The organism is Pseudomonas sp. 1D4 (genome assembly GCF_001728925.1).
Classification (GTDB): Bacteria; Pseudomonadota; Gammaproteobacteria; order Pseudomonadales; family Pseudomonadaceae; genus Metapseudomonas; species Metapseudomonas otitidis.
Window position 1 is genome coordinate 1 of sequence record NZ_LXJQ01000061.1, and the last position, 21,698, is coordinate 21,698.

The 21,698-nt window shown below is 68.3% G+C and carries 20 protein-coding genes; 10 read left to right on the top strand and 10 right to left on the bottom strand.

The window, feature by feature from the left end; genetic code table 11:
* The 9 genes from A7D27_RS23445 to A7D27_RS23485 form a co-directional block, all read left to right on the top strand.
* Window positions 1-1,627: type VI secretion system Vgr family protein (locus A7D27_RS23445; RefSeq protein WP_069566259.1), on the top strand; the 1,627-nt coding region annotated here is incomplete at its 5' end.
* Window positions 1,628-1,650: 23 nt separating this feature from the next.
* Complete coding sequence (locus A7D27_RS23450) at window positions 1,651-2,097, top strand: DUF6484 domain-containing protein (RefSeq protein ID WP_069566260.1); 447 nt, start codon at window positions 1,651-1,653, stop codon at window positions 2,095-2,097.
* Between the two features lie 13 nt (window positions 2,098-2,110).
* Window positions 2,111-3,211, top strand: coding sequence for a DUF2169 domain-containing protein (locus tag A7D27_RS23455; RefSeq protein ID WP_069566261.1), 1,101 nt, complete (start codon window positions 2,111-2,113; stop codon window positions 3,209-3,211).
* Window positions 3,211-4,248, top strand: a complete 1,038-nt coding sequence (locus A7D27_RS23460; RefSeq protein ID WP_069563417.1) for a 3-oxoacyl-ACP synthase — start codon at window positions 3,211-3,213, stop codon at window positions 4,246-4,248. Before A7D27_RS23455 ends, A7D27_RS23460 begins: the two co-directional genes overlap by 1 nt.
* Window positions 4,248-5,339 (top strand): PAAR-like domain-containing protein, encoded by a 1,092-nt coding sequence (locus tag A7D27_RS23465; RefSeq protein WP_069563416.1) that lies wholly within the window; start codon window positions 4,248-4,250, stop codon window positions 5,337-5,339. The genes A7D27_RS23460 and A7D27_RS23465 overlap by 1 nt, the downstream gene beginning before the upstream one ends.
* Window positions 5,340-5,410: 71 nt before the next feature.
* Window positions 5,411-6,250 (top strand): hypothetical protein, encoded by an 840-nt coding sequence (locus tag A7D27_RS23470; protein ID WP_083265755.1) that lies wholly within the window; start codon window positions 5,411-5,413, stop codon window positions 6,248-6,250.
* A gap of 45 nt (window positions 6,251-6,295) precedes the next feature.
* Window positions 6,296-7,540, top strand: a complete 1,245-nt coding sequence (locus A7D27_RS23475) for a TIGR02270 family protein (protein WP_069566262.1) — start codon at window positions 6,296-6,298, stop codon at window positions 7,538-7,540.
* A gap of 133 nt (window positions 7,541-7,673) precedes the next feature.
* Entirely contained in the window at window positions 7,674-8,117 is a 444-nt protein-coding gene (gene aroQ, locus A7D27_RS23480) for a type II 3-dehydroquinate dehydratase (protein WP_069563414.1), read from the top strand.
* A gap of 5 nt (window positions 8,118-8,122) precedes the next feature.
* Window positions 8,123-8,980 carry a shikimate dehydrogenase gene (locus A7D27_RS23485; RefSeq protein WP_069566263.1) on the top strand — a complete coding sequence of 286 codons (858 nt, stop codon included), beginning with the start codon at window positions 8,123-8,125 and terminating at the stop codon, window positions 8,978-8,980.
* Window positions 8,981-9,028: 48 nt separating this feature from the next.
* Here A7D27_RS23485 and A7D27_RS23490 read toward each other — a convergent pair whose 3' ends face one another.
* Both A7D27_RS23490 and quiC read right to left on the bottom strand, forming a co-directional pair.
* Window positions 9,029-9,700 carry a TetR/AcrR family transcriptional regulator gene (locus A7D27_RS23490; protein WP_069563412.1) on the bottom strand — a complete coding sequence of 224 codons (672 nt, stop codon included), beginning with the start codon at window positions 9,698-9,700 and terminating at the stop codon, window positions 9,029-9,031.
* Between the two features lie 90 nt (window positions 9,701-9,790).
* The gene (gene quiC / locus A7D27_RS23495; protein WP_069566264.1) at window positions 9,791-11,701 is read right to left on the bottom strand and encodes a 3-dehydroshikimate dehydratase QuiC; all 1,911 of its coding nucleotides are present in this window, start codon (window positions 11,699-11,701) and stop codon (window positions 9,791-9,793) included.
* A 572-nt stretch (window positions 11,702-12,273) separates the two neighbouring features.
* Here quiC and A7D27_RS23500 point away from each other — a divergent pair.
* Window positions 12,274-13,647 carry an MFS transporter gene (locus tag A7D27_RS23500; RefSeq protein WP_069566265.1) on the top strand — a complete coding sequence of 458 codons (1,374 nt, stop codon included), beginning with the start codon at window positions 12,274-12,276 and terminating at the stop codon, window positions 13,645-13,647.
* 75 nt (window positions 13,648-13,722) lie between these two features.
* Here A7D27_RS23500 and A7D27_RS23505 read toward each other — a convergent pair whose 3' ends face one another.
* The 8 genes from A7D27_RS23505 to A7D27_RS23540 all read right to left on the bottom strand — a co-directional run bounded on the left by A7D27_RS23505 (window position 13,723) and on the right by A7D27_RS23540 (window position 21,682).
* Window positions 13,723-14,685, bottom strand: a complete 963-nt coding sequence (locus A7D27_RS23505; RefSeq protein ID WP_069566266.1) for a LysR family transcriptional regulator — start codon at window positions 14,683-14,685, stop codon at window positions 13,723-13,725.
* Window positions 14,686-14,774: 89 nt separating this feature from the next.
* Window positions 14,775-15,725: a peptidylprolyl isomerase gene (locus A7D27_RS23510; RefSeq protein WP_069566267.1), complete on the bottom strand. Its 951-nt coding sequence runs from the start codon at window positions 15,723-15,725 to the stop codon at window positions 14,775-14,777.
* Window positions 15,726-15,728: 3 nt separating this feature from the next.
* The gene (locus tag A7D27_RS23515) at window positions 15,729-16,214 is read right to left on the bottom strand and encodes a YbjN domain-containing protein (protein WP_069566268.1); all 486 of its coding nucleotides are present in this window, start codon (window positions 16,212-16,214) and stop codon (window positions 15,729-15,731) included.
* Window positions 16,215-16,264: 50 nt separating this feature from the next.
* The gene (locus A7D27_RS23520; protein ID WP_069566269.1) at window positions 16,265-16,900 is read right to left on the bottom strand and encodes a DNA repair protein; all 636 of its coding nucleotides are present in this window, start codon (window positions 16,898-16,900) and stop codon (window positions 16,265-16,267) included.
* Between the two features lie 23 nt (window positions 16,901-16,923).
* Entirely contained in the window at window positions 16,924-18,615 is a 1,692-nt protein-coding gene (locus A7D27_RS23525) for a putative porin (protein ID WP_069566270.1), read from the bottom strand.
* 39 nt (window positions 18,616-18,654) lie between these two features.
* The gene (locus tag A7D27_RS23530; RefSeq protein ID WP_083265756.1) at window positions 18,655-19,380 is read right to left on the bottom strand and encodes an energy transducer TonB; all 726 of its coding nucleotides are present in this window, start codon (window positions 19,378-19,380) and stop codon (window positions 18,655-18,657) included.
* A 3-nt stretch (window positions 19,381-19,383) separates the two neighbouring features.
* On the bottom strand, window positions 19,384-19,806 hold the full coding sequence (locus A7D27_RS23535) for a biopolymer transporter ExbD (protein WP_069563404.1): 423 nt from the start codon (window positions 19,804-19,806) through the stop codon (window positions 19,384-19,386).
* Between the two features lie 10 nt (window positions 19,807-19,816).
* Window positions 19,817-21,682, bottom strand: coding sequence for a DUF2341 domain-containing protein (locus tag A7D27_RS23540; protein ID WP_069566271.1), 1,866 nt, complete (start codon window positions 21,680-21,682; stop codon window positions 19,817-19,819).
* Window positions 21,683-21,698 lie beyond the last annotated feature (16 nt).

Genomic DNA, 21,698 nt, shown 5'->3' on the forward strand with positions numbered 1-21,698 from the left:
CTATTACCCCCTCGAAGACCAGATGCGCGAGCGTGACCACGTCTACGACTGGCACCTGGCGCAGGAAGTGCAGCCCGGCTCCCTGGCGCTCAACGACTACGACTTCAAGCGTCCCAGCGCACGCCTGGAGGTGCGTTCCAGCGTCAGCCGCAGCCACAGCAACGCCGACCATCCGCTCTACGACTACCCCGGCGAATACGTGCAGACCGGCGACGGCGAGCAGTACGCACGCAACCGCATCCAGGCCATCCAGACCCAGTACGAGCGCGTGCAACTGCGCACCAATGCGCGCGGCCTGGGTGCCGGCCACCTGTTCAAGATGACCGGCTACCCCCGAGACGACCAGAACCGCGAGTACCTGATCATCGGCGCCCGCTACGCGGTCAGCCAGGAAGCCTACGAGACCGGTTCCGGTGGTGATCTGCAGTACGACAGCGACCTGGAATGCATCGACGCCGGGCAAGCTTTCCGGCCGATGCCGACCACCATCAAGCCCATCGTCCAGGGCCCGCAGACCGCCATGGTGGTCGGGCCCAAGGGTGAGGAGATATGGACCGACCAGTACGGCCGGGTGAAGGTGCATTTCTACTGGGACCGGCACGACCAGTCCAACGAGAACAGCTCCTGCTGGATTCGCGTCTCCCAGTCCTGGGCCGGCAAGAACTGGGGCCACATCCAGATCCCGCGCATCGGCCAGGAGGTGATCGTCAGCTTCCTCGAAGGTGACCCTGACCGCCCGATCATCACCGGCCGCGTGTACAACGCCGAGCAGACCGTGCCCTACGACCTGCCCGCCAACGCCACTCAGAGCGGGATCAAGAGCCGCTCCAGCAAGGGCGGCACACCGGCCAACTTCAACGAGATTCGCATGGAGGACAAGAAGGGCGAGGAGCAGCTCTTCATCCACGCGGAGAAGAACCAGGACATCGAGGTCGAGAACGACGAGACCCATTGGGTCGGCCACGACCGCACCAAGACCATCGACCACGACGAAACGGTGCACGTGAAGCACGACCGCACCGAAACGGTGGACAACAACGAGACCATCACCATCGGTGTCGACCGCACCGAGCAGGTCGGCAACAACGAGACCATCACCATCGGCGTCAACCGCACCGAGAGCGTCGGCAGCAACGAGAGCATCACCATCGGTGCCAACCGCACCGAGAGCGTCGGCAGCAACGAGACCATCACCATCGGCAGCAACCGCACCGAAAGCGTGGGCGCCGACGAGCGCATCACCATCGGTGCCAACCGCACCGAGAGCGTCGGCAGCAACGAGACCATCACCATCGGCAGCAACCGCACCGAAAGCGTGGGCAGCAACGAAAGCGTGGACATCGGTGCCAACCAGACCACCAGCATCGGCAGGAACGAGTCCCGCAGCGTCGGCCAGAACCGCAGCACCAGCGTGGGCCAGAGCGACAGCCTGGACGTGGGCAAGCACTTCTCGCTCAATGCCGGCGACTCCATCACCCTGGTCACCGGCTCCGCCAGCATCACCATGAAGAAGGACGGCACCATCGTCATCAGCGGCAAGAACATCACCCTCGACGGCTCCGGTGCGATCAACGTCAAGGCCAGCAAGAACGTCGTGGTGAAAGGCCAGAAGATCCTGCAGAACTAGGCCCTGCGGCCAGGGAGTAGCACATGACAGTCCACACCCACACCCCGGCTGCCACCCGCCTCGACGGCGTGGTGATCGGCGTCCTCCTCGATGTCCCCGAGGCATCCAGCCCCGTGGTGGCCTTCCCCGGCTGCCCATCGGAAACCGGCATCGCCGCGACCACCACCGCCGTGCTCGCCCGCGATGACATCGGCACCCAGGTGGCGCTGATGTTCGTCGGCGGCGACCCGTCCCGCCCGCTGGTCATCGGCCGCATCCAGCGCCTGCCGGAGACCCGCCAGGCACCAGCGGTGGCCCACATCGACGGCGAACGCCTGGAGTTCTCCGCCGAGCGCGAGATCGTCCTGCGCTGCGGCAAGGCCAGCATCACCCTGACCCGCGAAGGCAAGGTGCTGATCAAGGGCGCCTACCTTTCCAGCCGCTCCTCGGGCGTCAACCGCATCAAGGGCGGTTCGGTGCAGATCAACTGACAGAGCCGCGCCCATGGAATTGCTCAACGCCACCCGCCTGATGGTTGCCTACACCCAGGGCCTGGCCCCGGATGGCCGGGAATCCCTGGTGGTGGTCGCCAAGGGCACCTTCGACCTGCCCCTGGACGGCCGCGAGGCGAGCCTGGCCGAGGTCCAGCGCCCGCTGCTGATGGCCGACGAATACGTCGGCGAACCCGGCCTCTCGGCACCGCGCCAGGAAATGGACTTCGCCCCGGTCAAACCCTTCTGCGACGTGCTGGTGATGGGCAAGGCCCATGCACCCAACGGGCGCCCCGCCACCCAGATCACCGCCGGCATCCGCGTCGGCCGGGTCAGCAAGGCCTTCAGCGTGCTCGGCCCCCGCCAGTGGGTGCCCGGTGCCCTCGGTGCGGCCCCGGGAGCCCCGCAGCCCTTCATCGAGCAGGACATCGGCTATGCCCACGCCTTCGGCGGAAGCCACGCCATGGCCGACCGCCCCGACTTCGCCGACAGCTACCTGGCCAACCCGGCCGGCCGCGGCTGGTACCCGAGGAGCGCCAGCACCGCCGACATCGTCGGCATGCCCATGCCCAGCACCGAAGCCCTCGGCCAACCCATCGACAGCCCCCACGGCGACTTCACCCCCATGGCCCTCGGCCCCATCGGCCGCCACTGGCAGCCGCGCATCGGCCACGCCGGCACCTATGACGACGCCTGGCTGGCGGACCACTTCCCCTTCCTGCCGCCGGACTTCGACACCCGCTACTACCAGGCCGCCCCGCCGGACCAGCAGACCGAGTACCTGCAGGGCGGCGAGGACGTGCTGCTGCTCAACCTCACCCAACAGGAGCGCGCCGGCTTCAAGGTGCCGAGGATGCAGGTGCCGGTGACGTTCTTCCTGAAGAAGGGTGGCCACGAAACGGTGCAGGCGGTGATCGACACGCTGGTGGTGGACACCGACGCCGGCAAGGTGGAGATCACCTGGCGTGCGAGCCGGGCGTTGAGGCGGAACATGTTCGAGGTGGAGCAGTTGCTGGTCGGTTCACGTTCCCGTGCATGGTGGCGGGCGCGAGAGCTTGGCAAGACCTACTCCCCCTCCCTGGCCATGCTGCGGCACAAGGAAGGCAATCCGTGATGCAGGCACTCGTTATCAAGGGCGTCGGGATGGTCACGGCTGTCGGCCATGACGCCCTGTCCACCTGTGCAGCGATACGCTGCGCCATCGACAACTTCCAGGACACCCGTTTCCTCGACAAGGGCGGCGAGTGGCTGGTCGGCTCCAGTGTGCAGCTCGAAGAGGCCTGGCGCGGCCAGACCAAGCTGGTGAAGATGGCGGCCAGGGCCATTGCCGAAGCAATCGCCTCCACGCCTGGCCTCGATCCCTCGAAGACCCCGTTGCTGCTCTGCATTGCCGAAGAAGACAGGCCCGCCCGACTCGCCGACCTCGGCCCGCGCCTGATTCGCGGCATCCAGAAAGAGCTGGGGGTGGAGTTCCACGCCGGTTCGAGCTTCATCGCCCGCGGCCGTGTCGGTGCGGCGGTGGGGCTGCTCAATGCGCGCAAGCTGATCCATGAACTCGGCCACCGCCATGTGCTCATCGCGGGCGTCGACTCGTTTCTCAACGCCCCGGTCATGGAAGCCTATGAACGACGGGATCGCCTGCTCACCAGCCTCAACTCGAACGGTTTCATCCCCGGAGAAGGCGCCGCTGCGGTGAGCCTCTGCGCCCCGGTCGCGGACGACCACCCCCAACTGCTCTGCACGGGCCTGGGGTTCGGCATGGAGCCTGCCACCGTCGAGTCGCTCGACATGCCCCTGCGCGCGGATGGCCTCACCCAGGCCTTGCGCGCCGCACTGCAGGAATCCGGTTCCAGCATGGAGTCCTACGACTACCGCCTCACCGACCTCTCGGGGGAGCAGTACTACTTCAAGGAAGCGTCCCTCGCGCTCAGCCGCAACCTGCGGGTACGCACGGAGTTCTTCGACCTCTGGCATCCCGCCGACTGCATAGGCGAATGCGGCGCGGCGATAGGCCCGGCGCTGTTGGTGCTGGCGCACGCTGCCAGCCGCAAGGGCTACAGCCCCGGCAACAACATCCTCTGCCACTTGGGCAACGATGCCGGCCAGCGAGCGGTCGCCCTGCTGAGCTATCAACATGTGAGGGCTGCCTGATGGCCAACCAGGTCTACGCGAACAACATGGAGGTCTCGTGCAAGGCAGCCGACGGCAAGTCCGTGGCCTGCTTCCCCGACGTCTGTTTCACGCCCCCACAGGCACCTCCCACCCCCACCGGCGTGCCCATCCCCTACCCCAACACCGGGATGGCCAAGGACACCACGAACGGCACCCGGACGATCAAGATCTCCGGCCAGGAAGTGATGCTCAAGAACAAGAGCTACTTCAAGACCAGCTACGGCGACGAGGCGGGTTGCGCCCCCAAGAAGGGCGTGGTCACCAGCAAGATCAAGGGCAAGGTCTACTTCACCGCCTGGTCGATGAACGTGAAGTTCGAAAGCCTCAACGTCGTGAGGATGATGGACCTGACCACCCACAACCATGCCTCCTTCCCCGGCAACACACCCACCTGGCCCTACATCGACGAAGTGGCCACGGGAGCACCGGGCAAGGGTTGCGAGGAGGAGCGCAAGAACGTCAAGGACAAGTGCTCCGGGGACCACGACAAGGACTGCAAGGACGATGCCTGTCAGAACGCCAAGAAATGCATGCTGGTGCCCTACACCGCTCGCGCGACGGAAAACCAGACGGGCTGCTGCGAAGGCGAGACCCCGCACCACCTCGTGGAAGTCCACTGCTTCACCGAAGCCGGCGGCAGGAAAGACAAGACCCGTCTGAGCGGCTTCAGCGCATACGACGATACGCGCGCGCCCTGCGTGTGCGTCACGGGGTCACGCTATACGGGCACCCACGGCAACATGCACGCCATCCAGAACACGGCCGAGAAAGGCTACATGGTGCCGGAGAGTGCCGGCGGCCCGAGGTCGCAGATGGGCGGCAAGGACGATGCCTGGAACTACGGCGCCGCGAAGAAGACCGGGATATTCGCCCACCAGAAGACCTTCCCCACCTCCGGCAAGGACGGCAAACCCTGTAGCGAAGCCTGCCTTGCCGCCCAGCTCGACAATTACCACAAGCAAGTGGGTGTAACTGACGACAAGACGCCGTTGCGCGCGGACCGTTCGCCGCTCAAGGACGAGCAGAAGGAATGGGGCGCCACGCAGCTCGAATCGATGGATGACGATTGAAGAGTGATGTGAACAGCATGAACAACGGAAACGTAACCTTTGCCAGGTGCTCGATAGTCAGGCGCGACCTGGTGTTCATCAGCGCCCAGGTCACCGAGCTGAACGAACGCAACGTCGATCACACCAAGGTGCTGCGCTGGAAGGACGGTGCCTTTGTGCACTTCATGATCGACTGGGCCACCACCGCGATCAGTGCGACGACGCCCCCCCTGACCTTGCTGTCGATGGGGCTCGATGGCGACATCCACGTCTTCCAGGGCTCCAACAGGAGCACCGAACGCATCGCCGGGCCGGGTGATTTCGGCCCACTGCGCGACATGCGCCTGATCGCCGGCACGCACTATGCCGCGGGCATGCAACGTCAGGTCTACCGGCGCAACGACGACGGCAGTTGGCAATCCATCGCCGATGCCATCCTCAATCGCGAGGGCATCAAGGGCTTCAACGCCATCGACGGCTTCGCGGCGAACGAGCTGTACACCGTCGGCATGGATGGCGAAATCTGGATTTTCGACGGCCAGCACTGGCAGGCCCTGGAAAGCCCGACCTCCGTGGCCCTGCAGGGCGTGCACTGCAGCGAAGACGGCACCGCCTATGTCGTCGGCCAGGCGGGCGTCGTGCTCTTCGGCCGAGGGGACCAATGGGACTTCATCGACTTGAGTGACTTCAGCGAAGACCTGTGGGGGGTGCAGACCTTCGACGGGACGCTGTTCGTCGCGTCCTCCAGGGGCGTCTACCGGATCATCGACGGCGAGCTGAAGAAAGCCGATATCGGCTCGGCCGGCACGGGCTCGGCGTCCTACCTCACCAAGGGGGACGGCGTGCTCTGGTCCATCGGCAACCGGCACCTCGCCTATACCGCCGACGGCGAGCACTGGACGGTCGTGGATTATGACGATGCCAGCTACTGATACGCCCTTCGCCTTTTTCCCGGTGCTCTCCAGTGCGGTGAACGCATGAGCCAGCCTGTCTTGCGCGTCCTCGACCAACACGCCGAAGAAGCCGGCTTCCTCGCCAGCCTGCGCGACTACGCCGTGCGTGCGCCACATTACGACCTCAAGCACCTGCGCACCCTCGACAGCCGCATCGAAGCGCACCTGGACGGGTTGCTGATCGCCGGGCTCAAGGGGCTCGACCTGCTGCTCAAGGCGCTGTCGCCCCACGCCACCGGCGAAGTGTTCGCCGCCACGGCACTGGCCTTCATGGCCGGCAACGGCCCGGCGCTGTCGAGCCTCGCCGAGCACCTGCGCAAGGCGCCGGACGGCGAGCGTGGCTTCACCTCGGCGCTGGGCTGGCTGGAGTGGGCGACCGTCGAACCCTGGATCGAGCGCCTCCTGGCCTCGCCCGAGCCGCTGTTCCGGCGCCTGGGCCTGGCGGCCTGCGGCATGCACCGGCGTGATCCCGGCCCGGCCTTGCTGGCCGGCCTCGCCCACAGCGACCCTGGCGTACTGGCACGCGCGGCGCGTACAGCCGGTGAACTGCGGCGGCGGGACCTGATGCCCGCCATCCGCGCCCACCGCCTGCACGACGACATGTCGCTGCGTTTCTGGGCCAACTGGGCCACGGTGCAGATGGGCGACGAGGAAGCCCTCGGCCCGCTGCGCCTGCTGGCAGAGCACCCCGGCCCGCTGCGCCTGCGGGCGTTGGGTGTGCTGCTGTGCTGGCAGCCCCGGGAGGCCAGCATCCAATGGTTGCGCGCATTGATGGGCGACCCCCGGCACCACCGCCTGGTGATCCAGGCCACCGGCCCCTTCGGTGATCCGGTGGCGGTGCCCTGGCTGATCCAGCGCATGCACGAACTGCCCCTTGCCCGCGCGGCCGGCGAAGCCTTCACCCTGATCACCGGGGCGGACCTCGCCGACCTGGACCTGGAGCTGCGCCAGGTCCCGGACTATGACGCCGGCCCCACCGATGAGCCTGACGACCCGAACGTGGACATGGACCCGGACACCGACCTCCCCTGGCCCGATCCGGCGCGCGTCGAGGCCTGGTGGCAGGCCAACCGCCCACGCTTCGCCAACGGCACGGCCTACCTGCTGGGCGAGCCCCTCAGCGAAGCGCGCTGCCTGGCCGTGCTGCAGAGCGGCTACCAGCGCCAGCGCGTGGCGGCGGCCAACGCCCTGGCGCGCTTCGTACCGACCCGTCCCGTCTTCCCCACCAGCGCCCCTGCCCTGCGGCAGCGTCAGTTGCTCGGCTGCTGACAGCCGATAATCGAACACTAAATCCCGGTGCGCCGCTGCGCCGGTGAGGCGTCGATTGACCGAATTAACCAGTTAGTACATTTTCCTCGCGCACGGTGGAAACCATCCCGCCGTGAATGACCTGGAGAATGAGATGCCCCCGATCGTCCTGGTGCTCAACGGCCCCAACCTCAACCTGCTGGGAACCCGAGAGCCCGCCACCTACGGCCACGAGACCCTGGCCGACATCGCCGACCAGTGTGCCCGCACCGCTACCGGGCTGGGCCTGACGGTGGACTTCCGGCAGACCCACCACGAAGGCCAGTTGATCGAGTGGATCCACGAAGCCCGTGGCCGCTGTGCCGGCATCCTGATCAACCCGGCAGCCTGGACCCACACCTCGGTGGCCATCCGCGACGCCCTGGCGGCGGTCGAGCTGCCGGTCATCGAAGTGCACCTGTCCAACGTGCACAAGCGCGAAGCCTTCCGTCACCACTCCTTCGTTTCCGCCATTGCCGTGGGCGTCATCTGCGGCCTCGGCAGCCAGGGCTACAGCCTGGCACTCCAGCATTTCGGCCAACTGCTCAACACCAAGTGAATGCCATGTCAAACCCGTCCGATTCCGTACTCGCCGGCCTGATCGGCGCCGGCATCCAGGCTTCCCGCACCCCTGCCCTGCACGAGCACGAGGGCGATGCCCAGGGCCTGCGCTACCTCTACCGGCTGATCGACCTCGATGCCCTCAGGCTGGACAGCGGCGCCCTCCCCGACCTGCTGCGCAGCGCCGAGCAGATGGGCTTCACCGGGCTGAACATCACCTTCCCCTGCAAGCAGGCCATCCTCCCGCTGCTGGATGAGCTGTCCCCCGAAGCCGCCGGCATCGGCGCGGTGAACACCGTGGTGCTGAAGGACGGCCAGCGCGTCGGCCACAACACCGACTGCCTCGGCTTTGCCGAAGGTTTCCGCCGCGGCCTGCCCGGCGTGCAGCACCGCCAGGTGGTGCAGATGGGCGCAGGCGGTGCCGGCTCTGCCGTGGCCCACGCCCTGCTGGCCGAAGGCGTCGAGCGCCTGACCCTGTTCGAGGTGGACGCTGCCCGTGGCCAGGCCCTGGTGGACAGCCTCAACCAGCATTTCGGCCCCGGCCGCGCCGCCCTGGGCGGCCATCTGCCCAGCGCCATGGCGGAGGCCGACGGCCTGGTCAACACCACCCCCATCGGCATGGCCAAGCTGCCGGGTACACCGATGCCGGCCGAACTGCTGCGCGCCGACCTGTGGGTGGCGGAGATCGTCTACTTCCCGCTGGAGACCGAGCTGCTGCGCGACGCCCGCGCCATCGGCTGCCAGACCCTGGATGGCAGCACCATGGCGGTGTTCCAGGCGGTGAAGGCCTTTGAGCTGTTCAGCGGCCACACGGCCGACGCCGACCGCATGATGGCGCACTTCGCCAGCCTGAACGGCTGAAACGAAACGGGGCGGCCAATGCCGCCCCGTTCATGTCGGTGAGATGCGTCAGGGCTGGGCGAGGAAGCGCAGCACCGACTCGCAGATCATCGCCTTGTGCCGCGCCTTCACCTGCTCGTCGGTGAGGTCGATCTCGAAGATCTGCCCGAAGGTGTTGCGGTTGGACACCCGGTAGAAGCAGAACGAACTGATCAGCAGGTGCAGGTCCAGCGCCTGGATGCCCGGCCGGAACGCTCCCTCGGCCTGGCCGCGCTGGATGATCTCGCCCATGGCATCGAGGATGGTGCTGCTCATGGTGCGGATGGTCCTGGACTGCCGCACGTACTCCCCGTAGTGGATGTTCTCGATGCAGACGATGCGCACGAAATCCACGTTGCGGTCGTGGTGGTCGAAGGTGAACTCAACCAGTCGCTGGATCGCCTCGCGGGGCGGCAGCTCGGCCAGGTGCAACTGCGCCTCGGTGCCACGGATATCGCCGTAGAGCTTCTCCAGCACCTCCAGGTAGAGCTGCTCCTTGCTGCCGAAGTAGTAGTAGATCATCCGCTTGGAGGTCTGCATGCGTTCGGCGATGGCGTCGACCCGGGCGCCCGAGAGCCCCTGCTGGACGAACTCGACGATGGCCGCCTTGAGGATGTCCTCGCGGGTCTTCTCGGGGTTGTTCTTGCGTCCTTTGCGGGGGGCGTCGGCGGGGGTGTCTGGCAGTTCTGTCGTTATTGTCATGGGGGGCTCGCGGCCTGCGGAAACCGGCCGATTATGGGCGGCGCGCTCCGGAGGGGGAAGCCTGGCGCACGCGGCGCCAGGCCACCCGTGTCAGAGCCTGGCCTTCACCGGCGCGCCGCTGCGGGCCTTGGCCATGGCCGCCAGACGCACCGCCACGTTGGCCGCTCCGTAGCCGGCGTAGCCGTTGCGGCGCTGCAGGACCTCGAAGAAGAAGCGCCCCTCGAACGGCTCGGTGTACACATGGAACAGCTCGCCGCCCTCGGCGTCGCGGTCGTAGAGCACGTTGTAATAGGCCAGTTCGCTGAGGAATTCGTCATCGAAATCGAAGCGCGCGGCCAGGTCATCGTAATAGTTCAGCGGAATGTCCAGCAGCGGCACCCCCGCCTCCTTGGCCCGGCTCACCTCGGCAAAGATGTCCTCGCAGGCGAAGGCGATGTGGTGGGCACCCGAGCCCCGGTAGCTGGAAAGCGCGTGGGAGATGGCGGTGTTGCGGTTCTCCGAGATGTTCAGCGGCAGGCGGATGCTGCTGCAGCGGCTGCGCAGCGCCCGGCTCTTCACCAGGCCGTATGGGTCCGGCAGCACCACCTCGTCGTCGGCCTCGAAGTCCAGCACGCTCTTGTAGAACAGCACCCAACTGTCCAGGCCGTCCGCCGGCAGCGCCAGGGCCATGTGGTCGATGCGCTGCAAGGCGCCGCTCTGGGTGGTGCTGGCATCGAGCACGAAGTCGCTGTCGTAGATGGACTGCCCCGCCGGAGCCTGCTCCACCAGGTACAGCAGGCTGCCGTCGGGGGCTCGCACAGCGGGGATTTCCCGCTCGTTGGGCCCCACCAGCCCACGGAACGGCTGACCCCGGTACTCCCGGGCACGCTCCAGGGCGGGGCTGCTGTGATCCACCCGCAGCGCGATGGCGCACAGCGAAGGACCGTGGGCCTCGAAGTAGCCATGGGCGAAGGAATAGGGCTCGGCATTGAGCACGATGTTGATGTCCCCCTGGCGCAGCAGGCTCACGTCCTTGGAGCGGTGCCGCCCGGCACGGGCGAAACCCAGGCGCTCCAGCCAGCCGGCCAGCTTCGCGCCCTGGGCCTCGTCCACGGCGAACTCGAGGAACTCCAACCCGGCGTAATGGCTGGCCGGCGGCGGTGCAACGAGCATGTCGAGGTTGGCCGGCGGTACCGGGTCCTTCTGCAGCAGCGCGCGGGTCTTCTCCTCCAGGTAGAGCAGCGAACGCAGGCCGTCCGCCGCATTGGCACGGGGCGGCGCAGCGCGGAAACCGTCGTTGAAGATCTCCAGGGACAGCGGGCCGGTGTAGCCGCTGCGCAGGATCGACGCCAGGAAGCCCGGCAGGTCGAATTCGCCCTGCCCCGGAAAGCAGCGGAAGTGCCGGCTCCACTCCAGCACGTCCATGTTCAGCAGCGGCGCATCGGCCATCTGCACGAAGAAGATCCTGTCCCCCGGAATGTCGGCGATGCCGCTCGGGTCCCCCTTGATCGACAGGGTGTGGAAGCTGTCCAGCAACACCCCGAGGGCCGGGTGATCGGCCTGGCGGACGATGTCCCAGACCTGCTGCCAACTGTTCACGTGGCGGCCCCAGGCCAGCGCCTCATAGCCGATGCGCAGGCCGCGCGCGCCGGCCCGCTCGGCCAGCAGGCGCAGGTCGTCCACCAGGATGCGTTCGTCCGCCAGGGCATCGGCCTGGACGTTGCTGCACACCAGCACCAGGTCGGTGCCCAGCTCCTGCATCAGGTCGAACTTGCGCTCGGCGCGGTCGAGGTTCCTCTGCAGGCGCTCGCGGCGGCAGCCCTCGAAGTCACGGAACGGTTGGAACAGGGTGACGGCCAGTCCGAGGTCCGCGCACATCTGGCGGATTTCCCGCGGGCTGCCGGCGTAGTACAGCAGGTCGTTCTCGAAGATCTCGACGCCATCGAAACCGGCGGCGGCGATGGCTTCGAGTTTTTCCGGCAGGGTACCGCTCAGGGAGACGGTGGCAATGGAACGCTGCATGTTCAGCTCCTGGTAAAGGTGCGGGCACGGGGGCCAGCGGCGGACCCGGGTCGCTGCGTGAACGCACGCAAAACCCCTTCGTTCTTGTGGCCGGATGGATTATTCGCGCGTAAAGTCAGCGCCTCAATCAAAATGTACGAACTGGTTAGTTTTGTGTTCGATCACCGAACAGAAGGCCGGTAATCGAATTGACGCTTTTTCGATCACTGCGCAACATGCCGCCCATGTTGCAGGTCTCCCCGCCGGTCGGCGCCTCTGCCGAACCCGCCGCCCGGCTGGCCCTGCGATGGCCTACACGCGTCACGACATAACAATTTCAAGAACGGGTACCTGCTCATGCTCACCTGCGTCCTGCACCCCCGCTGCATCCCTTGCACCCCGGCCCTGCCCCGCCCAGCGCGACCCGCCGAGCCCGTCTGACCCCGCATCCCCGACACCGAGAATGGCCCTGACCGGACGTCTCCCGACGCGCCGGCCACGACCCGACTCCGCCCCACTGCGTGCGTGCCGCCCCGGACCTGTCCAAGGGCGAAGCGCAGGGGGGCGACAGCACAATAAAAACGGAGACAACGATGGCGACTTCCTCCTCGAACCAGGCCAAGAAAGCGACGGCCAGCGGCTGGATCGGCTCCGCCCTGGAGTACTACGACTTCTTCATCTACGCCCAGGCCGCAGCCCTGATCTTCCCGCAGATCTTCTTCCCCAACAGCGACCCCAAGATGGCGATCATCGCCTCCCTGGCCACCTACGGCGTCGGCTACCTGGCCCGCCCCGTCGGTGCCTTCGTGCTGGGCCACTGGGGCGACACCCGGGGCCGCAAGAACGTCCTGCTGCTGTGCATGTTCCTGATGGGTCTCTCCACCATGGCGGTGGGCCTGCTGCCGACCTACCACGACATCGGCATCCTCGCGCCCATCGCCCTGGTGATCCTGCGCCTGGTGCAGGGCTTCGCCGTGGCCGGCGAGATCTCCGGCGCCAGCTCGATGATCATGGAGCACGCCCCCTTCGGCCGGCGCGGCTACTACGCCAGCTTCACCCTGCAGGGCGTGCAGGCCGGCCAGGTGATGGCCGCCGCCGTGTTCCTGCCGCTGGCCTACTTCATGCCCAGTGATGCCTTCAACGAATGGGGCTGGCGCATTCCCTTCCTGATGAGCGCGTTCGTGCTGGTGGCCGGCTTCATCATCCGCCGCGAAGTCCACGAGACCCCGGCCTTCGTCCAGGAAGAGAACCAGCAGAAGGTCGCCAAGTCGCCGGTCGCCGAAGCCTTCCGCCACAGTTGGAAGCACATGGTGCTGGTGATGTTCATGGCCCTGATGAACGTGATCCCGGTGGTCGCCACCATCTTCGGCGCCGCCTATGCCGTGCAGCCGGCCTATGGCATCGGCTTCGACAAGAGCGTCTACCTGTGGATCCCGGTGGTGGGCAACATCGTCGCCGTGCTGGTCATCCCCTTCGTCGGCAACCTCTCCGACAGGATCGGCCGCCGCCCGACCATGATCACCGGCTGCCTGGGTTCCGGCCTGCTCGCCTTCGGCTACCTCTACGCCATCAGCATCCAGAACGTGCCGCTCGCCTTCGGCCTGTCGATCCTCATGTGGGGCATGGTCTACCAGGGCTACAACGCGGTGTTCCCGAGCTTCTACCCGGAGCTGTTCCAAACCCGCTACCGCGTTTCCGCCATGGCCATCGCGCAGAACATCGGCACCATGCTCACCGCCATGCTGCCGGCTCTGTTCGCCGCCGTTGCCCCGCCCGGCTCGGACAACATCCCGGTGGTGATCGGCAGCCTCGCCTTCCTCATCACCTGCGTCTGCGCCCTGGCCGCCTACCTGGCACCGGAAACCCATCGCCTGGCCATGGACGACCTCGGCAAGCCCGACGCCCAGCCGATGGACAAGCAGCAGTACGAGGCCACCCGCCAGGGCAGCCTGCGCACCACCGGCTGAGCCTGCACCGCTGCATCCAGGCCCCCGCAGGGGGGCCTTGTTCGTTCCAGCCGGGACGGTGTGGAACCTGCCCCGTCAGAACCAGTCCCGCCGCTCCTCGAAGGCGGCACGCACCAGGGCGACGATGCGCTGCACCTCGTCGCGCTCGCTGGCCTCGCTGCGCACGGCGAGCCAGGCGTTGAGGGTCATGGGCTGAGGGAACAGCGCCGGCAGCGCCAGCAGGTTCTTGTCGATCAGCGGGACGTAGTGCGGCAGCAGCCCGATGCAGGCGCTCCACTGGATCATCTGCCGCTGCACCTCGTAGGCGTTCACCCGCGTCACCCCCGAGCGGCGCGCGGCGATGGCGCGGTTCCATGGCGCCAGGGCTGCCAGGGCCGACTGGCCACTGAGGTCCACCAGCATGTAGTCCTCCAGCTCCAGCAGGCTGCGCGGCCGGCTGCTTTCCCGCGAGTAGCGCTTGGCTACGTGGGGCAGGTAGTCCAGCGGGGCCAGGCAGGCGAGCGTGTCACAGGGGAACCCGGGATCGGGGGGCGGTCCTTCGGGGGCCAGCCAAACCTGCACGTCCACATCGGCCGCGGGGGCGCTGATGCTGTCCAGGCGCAGCAGGTCCAGGCGCACCCGCGCATGCTGGCGCAGGTAGGCCAGCAGGTCGCGCCCGAGAATGTCGTGCAGCAGGGTCTCGGCCACGGCGATGCACACCCGGGGCTGATCCTCATGCTGCGGCCGGGGCAGGTCGAGCAGCTCCAGCCGTGCGCTGAACAACTGGCGCAGACGGCGCCCCTCGGGGCTGAGTACCACGGTGTTGCCCTGGTGCACGAACAGCGGCTGGCCGTTCCAGGCGGCCAGTTGCGCCAGCTTCTTGCGCAGCAGCGTGGGCTTGATGCTGAGGCTGCGGGCCGCCTGCATGAAGCACCCGCAGCGGGCGGCGGCGAGAAAGCAGCGCGCGGCCTCGTGGTCGAGCCCCGGAAGCGCCGGGTCCAGCGGTGTTTCCTCCAGGCCGGGGGCGTGCACCGGCCCGGCGCCTTCCTGCAATGTCATGGCACCTCCTCCCTAAGGAATCCTCGGCGCGCCGGGCGATGGCTCGCGCGCCGGTCGTGGTCGGTACCTCCCTGCCCGACCCGTCCCGCTCAGTGCGCAGTCTCCAGCGCCTGACTGATCTGTGCTCCGTCGATGCTCAGGGTGCCGGCGTTGACCAACCCATCCAGGTAGGCCCGGGCCACCTGCTGCTGGCGTTGCGCACGCAGCGCATCGCGCAGGCGCCCGCGCACCTCGTCGAGGGTGGCCGTGCGCGACGGCTGGGCCTCCAGCACCCGCAGCACGTGGTAGCCGTCCTGGCTGCGCACCGGGTCGGACACGGCCCCCGGCTTCAGCCCCAACAGCACCTGGCGCATGGCCGGCAGGTACTGCTGCAGCGGCTGGAGGCCGCTGTCGCCGCCCTGCTCCGCCGATGCCCGGTCCTCGGAGTGCTGCCGCGCCAGGGCGGCAAAGTCGGCACCCTCGGCCCGAGCACGGCGCGCCAGGTCCTGGGCCTGCTTGCGCACCTGCTCTTCGCTGCGCTCCGGCCCCACCGCCAGGAAGATCTGCGCCACCCGCAGCATCGGCGGGGTGGTCCAGTTGGCCTTGCCGGCGTCATAGGCGGCCTGCAGTTCGGCGTCGCTGGGGTAGCCCTCCGGCACCTGGCTGACCGCCTCCAGGTAGGTGCGCAGCAGCACCTGCTCGGTGGCGGCGCGGGTCATGCGGCGGATTTCCGGGCGGTCTTCCCAGCCCTGGGCCTCGGCCTGCTGCAACAGTGCCTTCTCGGCCAGGCGACCGCGTATCCAGGCCTCCAGCGCGGGGCGGTCCTCGCGCAGTTGCTCGCGGCTTTCCGCTGGCAGTGCGGTCAGCTCATCCGCCTCCAGCGCCAGCGCGCCAAGGCGCGCGACGGCCGCGCGCGACGCCACCGGCGCCGCTGCCACCTGCACTGTCGACTGCACGGCAGCCTCCGGCGGTGAGCCGGGGCGCAGCCCCAGCACCACCCCGGCCACGCTCGCGGTCAGGGCCACGCCACCCAAGCCCCACAGGGCTCCACGCCAGGCCATGGGTCAGGCCTCGGCCGCTTCGGCAGCGGGCTCGGCCTCGGCGGCCGGCTCGGGATGGCGCGTGGCGCTGTCGCGGCTGAAGTCACGCAGGTAGACGATGAGCTCCTGCAGCAGGTGGTCCCACAGCTCCAGTTGGCCACGCAGGTGCTGCGGGCTGATGCCGGCGGCCACCAGGGCATCCATCTCCAGCACGAGGAAGTCACCCTGGCGCGACAGACGTGCGAAGCGCCGGGTGGCGTTCCACACCTCGGTGAGGCCGGCGGGCAGTTCGCCCTGGATGCGCAACGCGCAACTGAAGCAGTAGTCCAGGTAGGCGCCCTCCTCCCGCGCCAGGTTGCCGAAGCGCACGGCGAAGCCGATGCCCTGGCTGGCGCTGAGCAGTTGCACGATACCGCCCTGTTCGGTGCGGTTGACGCGGTAGCCGGCTTCGCGCAGGCAGTCGCCGAGCTGGTCGGGGGTGATGCTCTGGATCAGGTCCTGGGTGTTCATGCTGTGACTCCTGTGTAGGGGGGCGCCGGCCCGTGCCGACGCCATGGGGTTCAGGGTTTGGGGGCCAGGGCGGCGTCGAACTGGGTGTCGTAGAGGCGGTCGCCGTAGGACTGCGCCAGCTCCTCGAACTTCACCCGCGCGCGGCTGGCGAAGGGCTGGCGCAGCTTCACCACGTCCGCCACGTCGATGCGCTCGTAGGCGTCGAGCACCTCGCGGGCCACCTGGTACATCTCGCGGTTGCGGGTGGTGCACTGCTGCAACTGCTCGTCGCGGGCGGCCAGATCGCCGGTCAGTTGCACGCGGGCGGCCTCCACGCCGCGGGCGCGCGTCAGCAGCTCCTCGTAGGCCTGCTTGAACTTGCCCACCTGCTCATTGCTGGCGGCCACCTGGGCCTGGGCCGCTTCGTGCAGGGCCGCCTGCTGCCCGGCCAGTTGCTCGTTCTGCTGGCGGGCCTTGGCCAGCTCCGCCTCCAGGCGCTTGATCTGCGCCTGGGCGGTGCTGAGCTGGCTTTCCGCCGCACTGCGGGCGGCAGCCGCCTGGGCCTGCTCGCTCTGCAGCGCCTGCAGTTGCTGGGTGGTGCTGCGCAGTTGGGTACGCAGGCGCTCTTCCATGCCTTCGGCGTAGGCCCCGCTGCTGGTCAGCAGGGCCAGGCCAAGGGCCAGGGCGGATCGGGATCGGGTGTTCATGGCGCTCTCCTTTGCGACGCGCACTAGAAGCGCGTGTTGACCTCGAATTGCAGGACGTCGATCTCGAAGGGCGCGCCGTAGACCTCTTCCGCGCTCAGCCAGCGGGCACTGCCGTAGACGTTCTCGGCGAAGCCGTAGTTGGCGCCGACGAACCAGCCCTTGGCGTTGGTGCCACCCAGGTGGAAGGACGAGTCGTTGAAGCCGTCGGGCAGTGCGTCCGGCTCGATGCGCTTGTAGCCGGCGTAGAGGTTCCAGTCGCCGTGCTTCTTCAGGTCCAGCGCGTTGCCCAGCACGAACTGCAGCATCCAGGCGGTATCACCGCTCTGGATGTTGCCGTTCTCGTCGACGTTGTTGGCCAGCCGGCCCGCCGAGCGCTTGTTCATCTCGCCTTCGTCGTAGGCCAGGTTGCGCACGTAGTGGGCCTGGCTGCGCAGCTTGAAGCCGTCGAACAGCGCGGTGTCCCAGACCAGGTTCAGGTCCACCAGGTTGAACTCGGAGGCCAGGCCGACGAACTGCGGCTCGGGCGTGGTGGTGGGCCGGGTGGGGTCGGGGGTGATGTTGCGCAGCAGCATCAGGGTGTTGCCCTTCTGCATGAAGGCCGGGCGCGACTCGTCGGTGTCGCAGGCCGGGGCGCCGTTCCAGGGGGTGCAAGGGCTGGAGCGCTGGCCCTCGATGTCGTCGAAGCGGTAGTAGGCCAATGCGGCCTTCAGGCTGTTGTCCGCGTTGGGTTGCCAGCGGGCGCCGATCTGCGCGCCGTAGAGCCAGTTGGTGTCGCTCTCCACCTTGTCGAAGCCGCTGCTGGTGGTGGCGGTGTCGGAGGTGTACTCCACCGGGAAGGCGCCGACGGTGCCGAACAGCCCCAGTTCGCTGTCCAGGGGCTGCTGGAAGTTCGCCGCCAGGCCATCGAGGTTGAGGTCGCCGGAGTACAGCAGGTCGGTGGTCATGAACGGGTTGGGCATGCGCCCGCCGGTGAAGGACAGGCGCTCGTCGGGCTTGTAGGTGAGGTAGCCCTGGTCCAGCCACACGTCCTTCTTGGCGAAGCCGCCGCCCAGGGTCTGGGTGGTGGACACCGGCCCGCTGTCGGAGCCGGTGGCGATGCGCAAGGCGGCACTCCAGGACGGTGACAGCGTGGCCCGCAGCCCCAACCGGGCGCGCAGCCGCAGCAGATTCTCGCGGTCCTCGCGGCTGTTGAGCAGCGGAGGCAGTTGGGTGTTGCTGCGCGGGTTGACGTCGTAGGGGCCCTTCTCGTTGAGGCGCGCGTAGTCGATCAGGCGGTCGCTGTTGTTGCTGGAGAAATAGCGCGACTCGCTGCGCAGGCGCATGTCGCCCTCCAGGCTGATGCGCGAGGCCCAATCGGGGAAGGTGTTGGGCGCGGCCCAGTTCTCCTTCTTCGCCTGGGCCATCACCTCGGCCTTCACCTCGTCGCGGATCTGGTCGCGGACGATGGCCGGCACGTACTGCACGCGCACCTCCCCCGGTGCACCGGGCGCAGGCGGTGCGGCCTGGGCGGCCGCCTGGCGGGCCTGCACGGCCTCGGCTTCGGCCTGGCGGATCAGCGCGTCGGCCTGGTCCTGCTCGAGCACCCCCTGCTGCACCAGCAGGCGGATCAGGTTGACGGTGGCGTTCTCCGAGGGCGTGGCCTGCGCCGAGGTGGCGGCCAGGCTGGCGATCACGGCGCCGATGCCCAGGGCCAGTCGGCTCATTCTGCGGATCATGGTTCTACTCCTGATGGCGTATTCGTCTCGCGGGCCCGATCAGCCGGGCCGGCGTCCTTGCAATGCGATGCGTACCGGCAGCGTCAGCGAAGCCGGCGGGCGCTCCAGGGGTGGCGCGCCACGCAGCACCGCCAGCACCTGCTGGTCGAGCGCGGGGTCGCCGCTGGAGCCGGTCAGTTCAGCGCGGGTGATGCGCCCGCTGGTGTCGATCCACACCTCGGCCTGCAGCCGGTAGGCCTGGGTGCGCAGGTCCGGGTCTTCGCGCAGCAGCTTCTGGAAGGCATACGCGAGGAACTGGCTGTAGGTGCCGTTACCCAGGCGCCCGCCGCCGCTGCCGGCCATGCCGCCGCCCTTGCCGGCGCCGATGTTGAAGGCGTCGGAACCGGCCTGGGCGTCGCCGTCCATCTGCATCGGGTTGGCCAGGTCGTCGGCGGGGGTCGGCGCCTCTTCCTGGGGCTTGACCTCCTCCGGCTCCGGGGTCGGCTCGGGCTCGGGCAGCTTCTCCTCCACCGGGGTTTCCGGCTCCGGCGGCTTCTCCGGCACCGGCGGCGGTGGTGGGGGTGGCGGCAGCGGGATGATGGCCGGGATCTTCGGCGCCTCCCGGCGCACCCCGCTCATGTCGTTGGCCCACAGCCAGAGCAGCCAGGCGAGGCCGGCGGCGACCAGCGCCCCCACGCCCCAGGCCAGCGGCCGGCGCCATCCCGGCGCGCTGCTGCGGACTTCGGCGAGCCCGCTCTCCGGGCCCTTGCTGGGAAAGGTGGTCATGGCTCAACCCTGCGGCTTGCCGGTGACCAGGCCCACCTGGGACAGCTCCAGGCGGCGCAACAGGTCCAGCACTTCGATGACCTTCTGGTACTGCACCGTGGCATCGCCACGGACGATCACCGGAAAGTCGGGGTTGAGCGCCTTCTCCGTGCGCAGCCGGTCCTCCAGCTCCGGAAGGGTCACCGGGTAGGCGTCGAGGAACACCTGGCCGCCGTCGTTCACCGAGATGGCCTTGGTCTTGGGCTGCGAGAGGGAGATGGAGGCGCTGGCCTTCGGCAGGTTGATCTGGATGCCGGAGACCTGGGCGGTGGCGGTGAGGATGAACATCACCAGCACCACCATGAGCACGTCCACCAGGGGCGTGATGTTGATGCTGTCGACGGCGCCGTCTTCATCGTCGTCATGGGCGCTGCTGAGGTTGGCCATGCTGCTCTCCTCAGGCGCTCAGGGGCGCAGCGCCGATGGCGTGGCCACGGCGGTGGGCCGCCTCGCTGAAGGTGCTCTCGCCGTGCACCTCCGCCAGGCGGGTGACGAACTCGTCGACGAACACCCGCATGTCCGCATTGACCTCGCGGTTGCGGGTAGTCAGGCGGTTGTAGCCGAACAGCGCGGGAATGGCGACGAACAGGCCCATGGCGGTGGCCAGCAGCGCGGCGGCCATGCCGGGGGCGATGGCGTTGATGTTCACGTCACCGGCCATGGCCGTGCCGAGGAACACCACCATGATCCCCAGTACCGTGCCCAGCAGCCCGATGTAGGGACCGCCGGCGATGGCGTTGGACAGGGTCGACAGGCGCGAGGCCAGCGCCTGCCCCTCGCGGGTGCGCACCCCGTCCATGGAGGCGCGGATGGCCTCGATGGTGGCGGCGGAAATGGAGCCGGTGTCGGCGCCCTGGTCACGCCGGGTGCGGATCTCGCGCACCGCCACCTGGTAAAGGTGCCAGAGCGGCGAATCCCCCAGGCGCTCGTGCAGTTGGCGGTCGTCGGCCAGCAGCTCCAGGCGCGTGCCGACCCGGCCGAACTGCTCGCGGAACGCCGCGTTGGCGCGCAGCACGCGGCCCAGGGTGCGGCTCTTGCGGATCATGATCACCCACGACTGGATCATCATCAGCACCAGCACGGCGATGATCACCCAGGCGTCTACCGGCACAGCCTTGAGCAGGAAGCCAAGGCTGCCGAAGCCGAAGCCGGACTGTTCCTCGTCCACGCCGTAGACCATCAGGCGCGACTCGGCACCCTGGGCGGTGGCATCGGCGAGGATCAGCGCCGCCGGGCGTGCCACCTTGGACAGGCGCAGCTCGTCGACGGCACCGGCGAAGGCCCCGAAGGTGGCCGGAACCGGCGCCTCGGGGGCAGCGCCTTCCGCTGCGACCGCCTCGCTCACCTCAGTCTGGCTGCCCGGCAGGTCCGCGCCGATGGCGATCACCGAGGCGAAGGCCGGCAGCGACAGCGCCAGGCTGCCGGATTCACGGCCGTTCACGTACAGCCGCAGGGCGCTGCCGTCGGCGCTCAGCGCCAGGTGCTGCCACTGCCCGCTGGCCAGGGCCTGGCCGGCCTGGGCGCGCTGGCCGTTGACCTCGACGAAGGGCACGCCCTGGGCCAGGCCCAGCAGCAGCGCATTGCCACCGTCGCGACGTGCCAGCAGCAGTTGCTCGCCGGCGGCCTGGTCGGCGCGTACCCAGGCGCTGAAGGTGAAGGCACCCCCGGCCGGCAGGGCCAGGGACGGGCTGGCCGGCAGCAGCAGCGGCTGGCCGTTGAGCTGGGCAGCGCGGCCGATCACCCCGTCGATGCTGCTGGCGGGTGCGGTCTGGGCGTGGTTGCCGTAGGCGGTGGTGTCGCGGGGCGGCGCGCCGACGGCGCCGTCGAAGTGGTAGACCAGGCTGTAGTCCGGGTCGAAGGTCAGTTGGCCGTTGCCGGTGGCCGGCGCCTTCGGGTTGCCGTAGTACATCCAGATGTCCTGGCGGTGGCCGCCCTCCACCTGGGGCACGTCCACCCAGATCAGTGCCATGCCCATCAGCGGGTCGAAGCTTTCCACCTGGTGGTTGAGCACGGTCTTGTCGTCGGCGGCGACGAAGCGGATGTCCGAGCCGTTCTCGTTGACCCCGTCGAAGGTGAAGTTGCCGGTGTGCAGGCGCACCAGCAATGGCGTGCGCCCGGCGGGCTGGTCGATGGCCGCGCCCTGGGGCGTGGTGTCGACGGTGATCTGCTTGCGGTAGAGCCAATCGTCCTGCCACCAGGCATGGGCGATCGCCGGGGCCAGGAGCCCGAGGCTGACGAGCGTGGTGAGTATCAAGCGGCGCATGGGGTCAACTCCAAGG

Bases quoted from the DNA above. Each gene is read 5' to 3' on its own strand.
- A7D27_RS23450 (WP_069566260.1), top strand. From the start codon at position 1,651: ATGACAGTCCACACCCACACCCCGGCTGCCACCCGCCTCGACGGCGTG.
- A7D27_RS23455 (WP_069566261.1), top strand. From the start codon at position 2,111: ATGGAATTGCTCAACGCCACCCGCCTGATGGTTGCCTACACCCAGGGC.
- A7D27_RS23460 (WP_069563417.1), top strand. From the start codon at position 3,211: ATGCAGGCACTCGTTATCAAGGGCGTCGGGATGGTCACGGCTGTCGGC.
- A7D27_RS23465 (WP_069563416.1), top strand. From the start codon at position 4,248: ATGGCCAACCAGGTCTACGCGAACAACATGGAGGTCTCGTGCAAGGCA.
- A7D27_RS23475 (WP_069566262.1), top strand. From the start codon at position 6,296: ATGAGCCAGCCTGTCTTGCGCGTCCTCGACCAACACGCCGAAGAAGCC.
- aroQ (WP_069563414.1), top strand. From the start codon at position 7,674: ATGCCCCCGATCGTCCTGGTGCTCAACGGCCCCAACCTCAACCTGCTG.
- A7D27_RS23485 (WP_069566263.1), top strand. From the start codon at position 8,123: ATGTCAAACCCGTCCGATTCCGTACTCGCCGGCCTGATCGGCGCCGGC.
- A7D27_RS23490 (WP_069563412.1), bottom strand. From the start codon at position 9,700: ATGACAATAACGACAGAACTGCCAGACACCCCCGCCGACGCCCCCCGC.
- quiC (WP_069566264.1), bottom strand. From the start codon at position 11,701: ATGCAGCGTTCCATTGCCACCGTCTCCCTGAGCGGTACCCTGCCGGAA.
- A7D27_RS23500 (WP_069566265.1), top strand. From the start codon at position 12,274: ATGGCGACTTCCTCCTCGAACCAGGCCAAGAAAGCGACGGCCAGCGGC.
- A7D27_RS23505 (WP_069566266.1), bottom strand. From the start codon at position 14,685: ATGACATTGCAGGAAGGCGCCGGGCCGGTGCACGCCCCCGGCCTGGAG.
- A7D27_RS23510 (WP_069566267.1), bottom strand. From the start codon at position 15,725: ATGGCCTGGCGTGGAGCCCTGTGGGGCTTGGGTGGCGTGGCCCTGACC.
- A7D27_RS23515 (WP_069566268.1), bottom strand. From the start codon at position 16,214: ATGAACACCCAGGACCTGATCCAGAGCATCACCCCCGACCAGCTCGGC.
- A7D27_RS23520 (WP_069566269.1), bottom strand. From the start codon at position 16,900: ATGAACACCCGATCCCGATCCGCCCTGGCCCTTGGCCTGGCCCTGCTG.
- A7D27_RS23525 (WP_069566270.1), bottom strand. From the start codon at position 18,615: ATGATCCGCAGAATGAGCCGACTGGCCCTGGGCATCGGCGCCGTGATC.
- A7D27_RS23530 (WP_083265756.1), bottom strand. From the start codon at position 19,380: ATGACCACCTTTCCCAGCAAGGGCCCGGAGAGCGGGCTCGCCGAAGTC.
- A7D27_RS23535 (WP_069563404.1), bottom strand. From the start codon at position 19,806: ATGGCCAACCTCAGCAGCGCCCATGACGACGATGAAGACGGCGCCGTC.
- A7D27_RS23540 (WP_069566271.1), bottom strand. From the start codon at position 21,682: ATGCGCCGCTTGATACTCACCACGCTCGTCAGCCTCGGGCTCCTGGCC.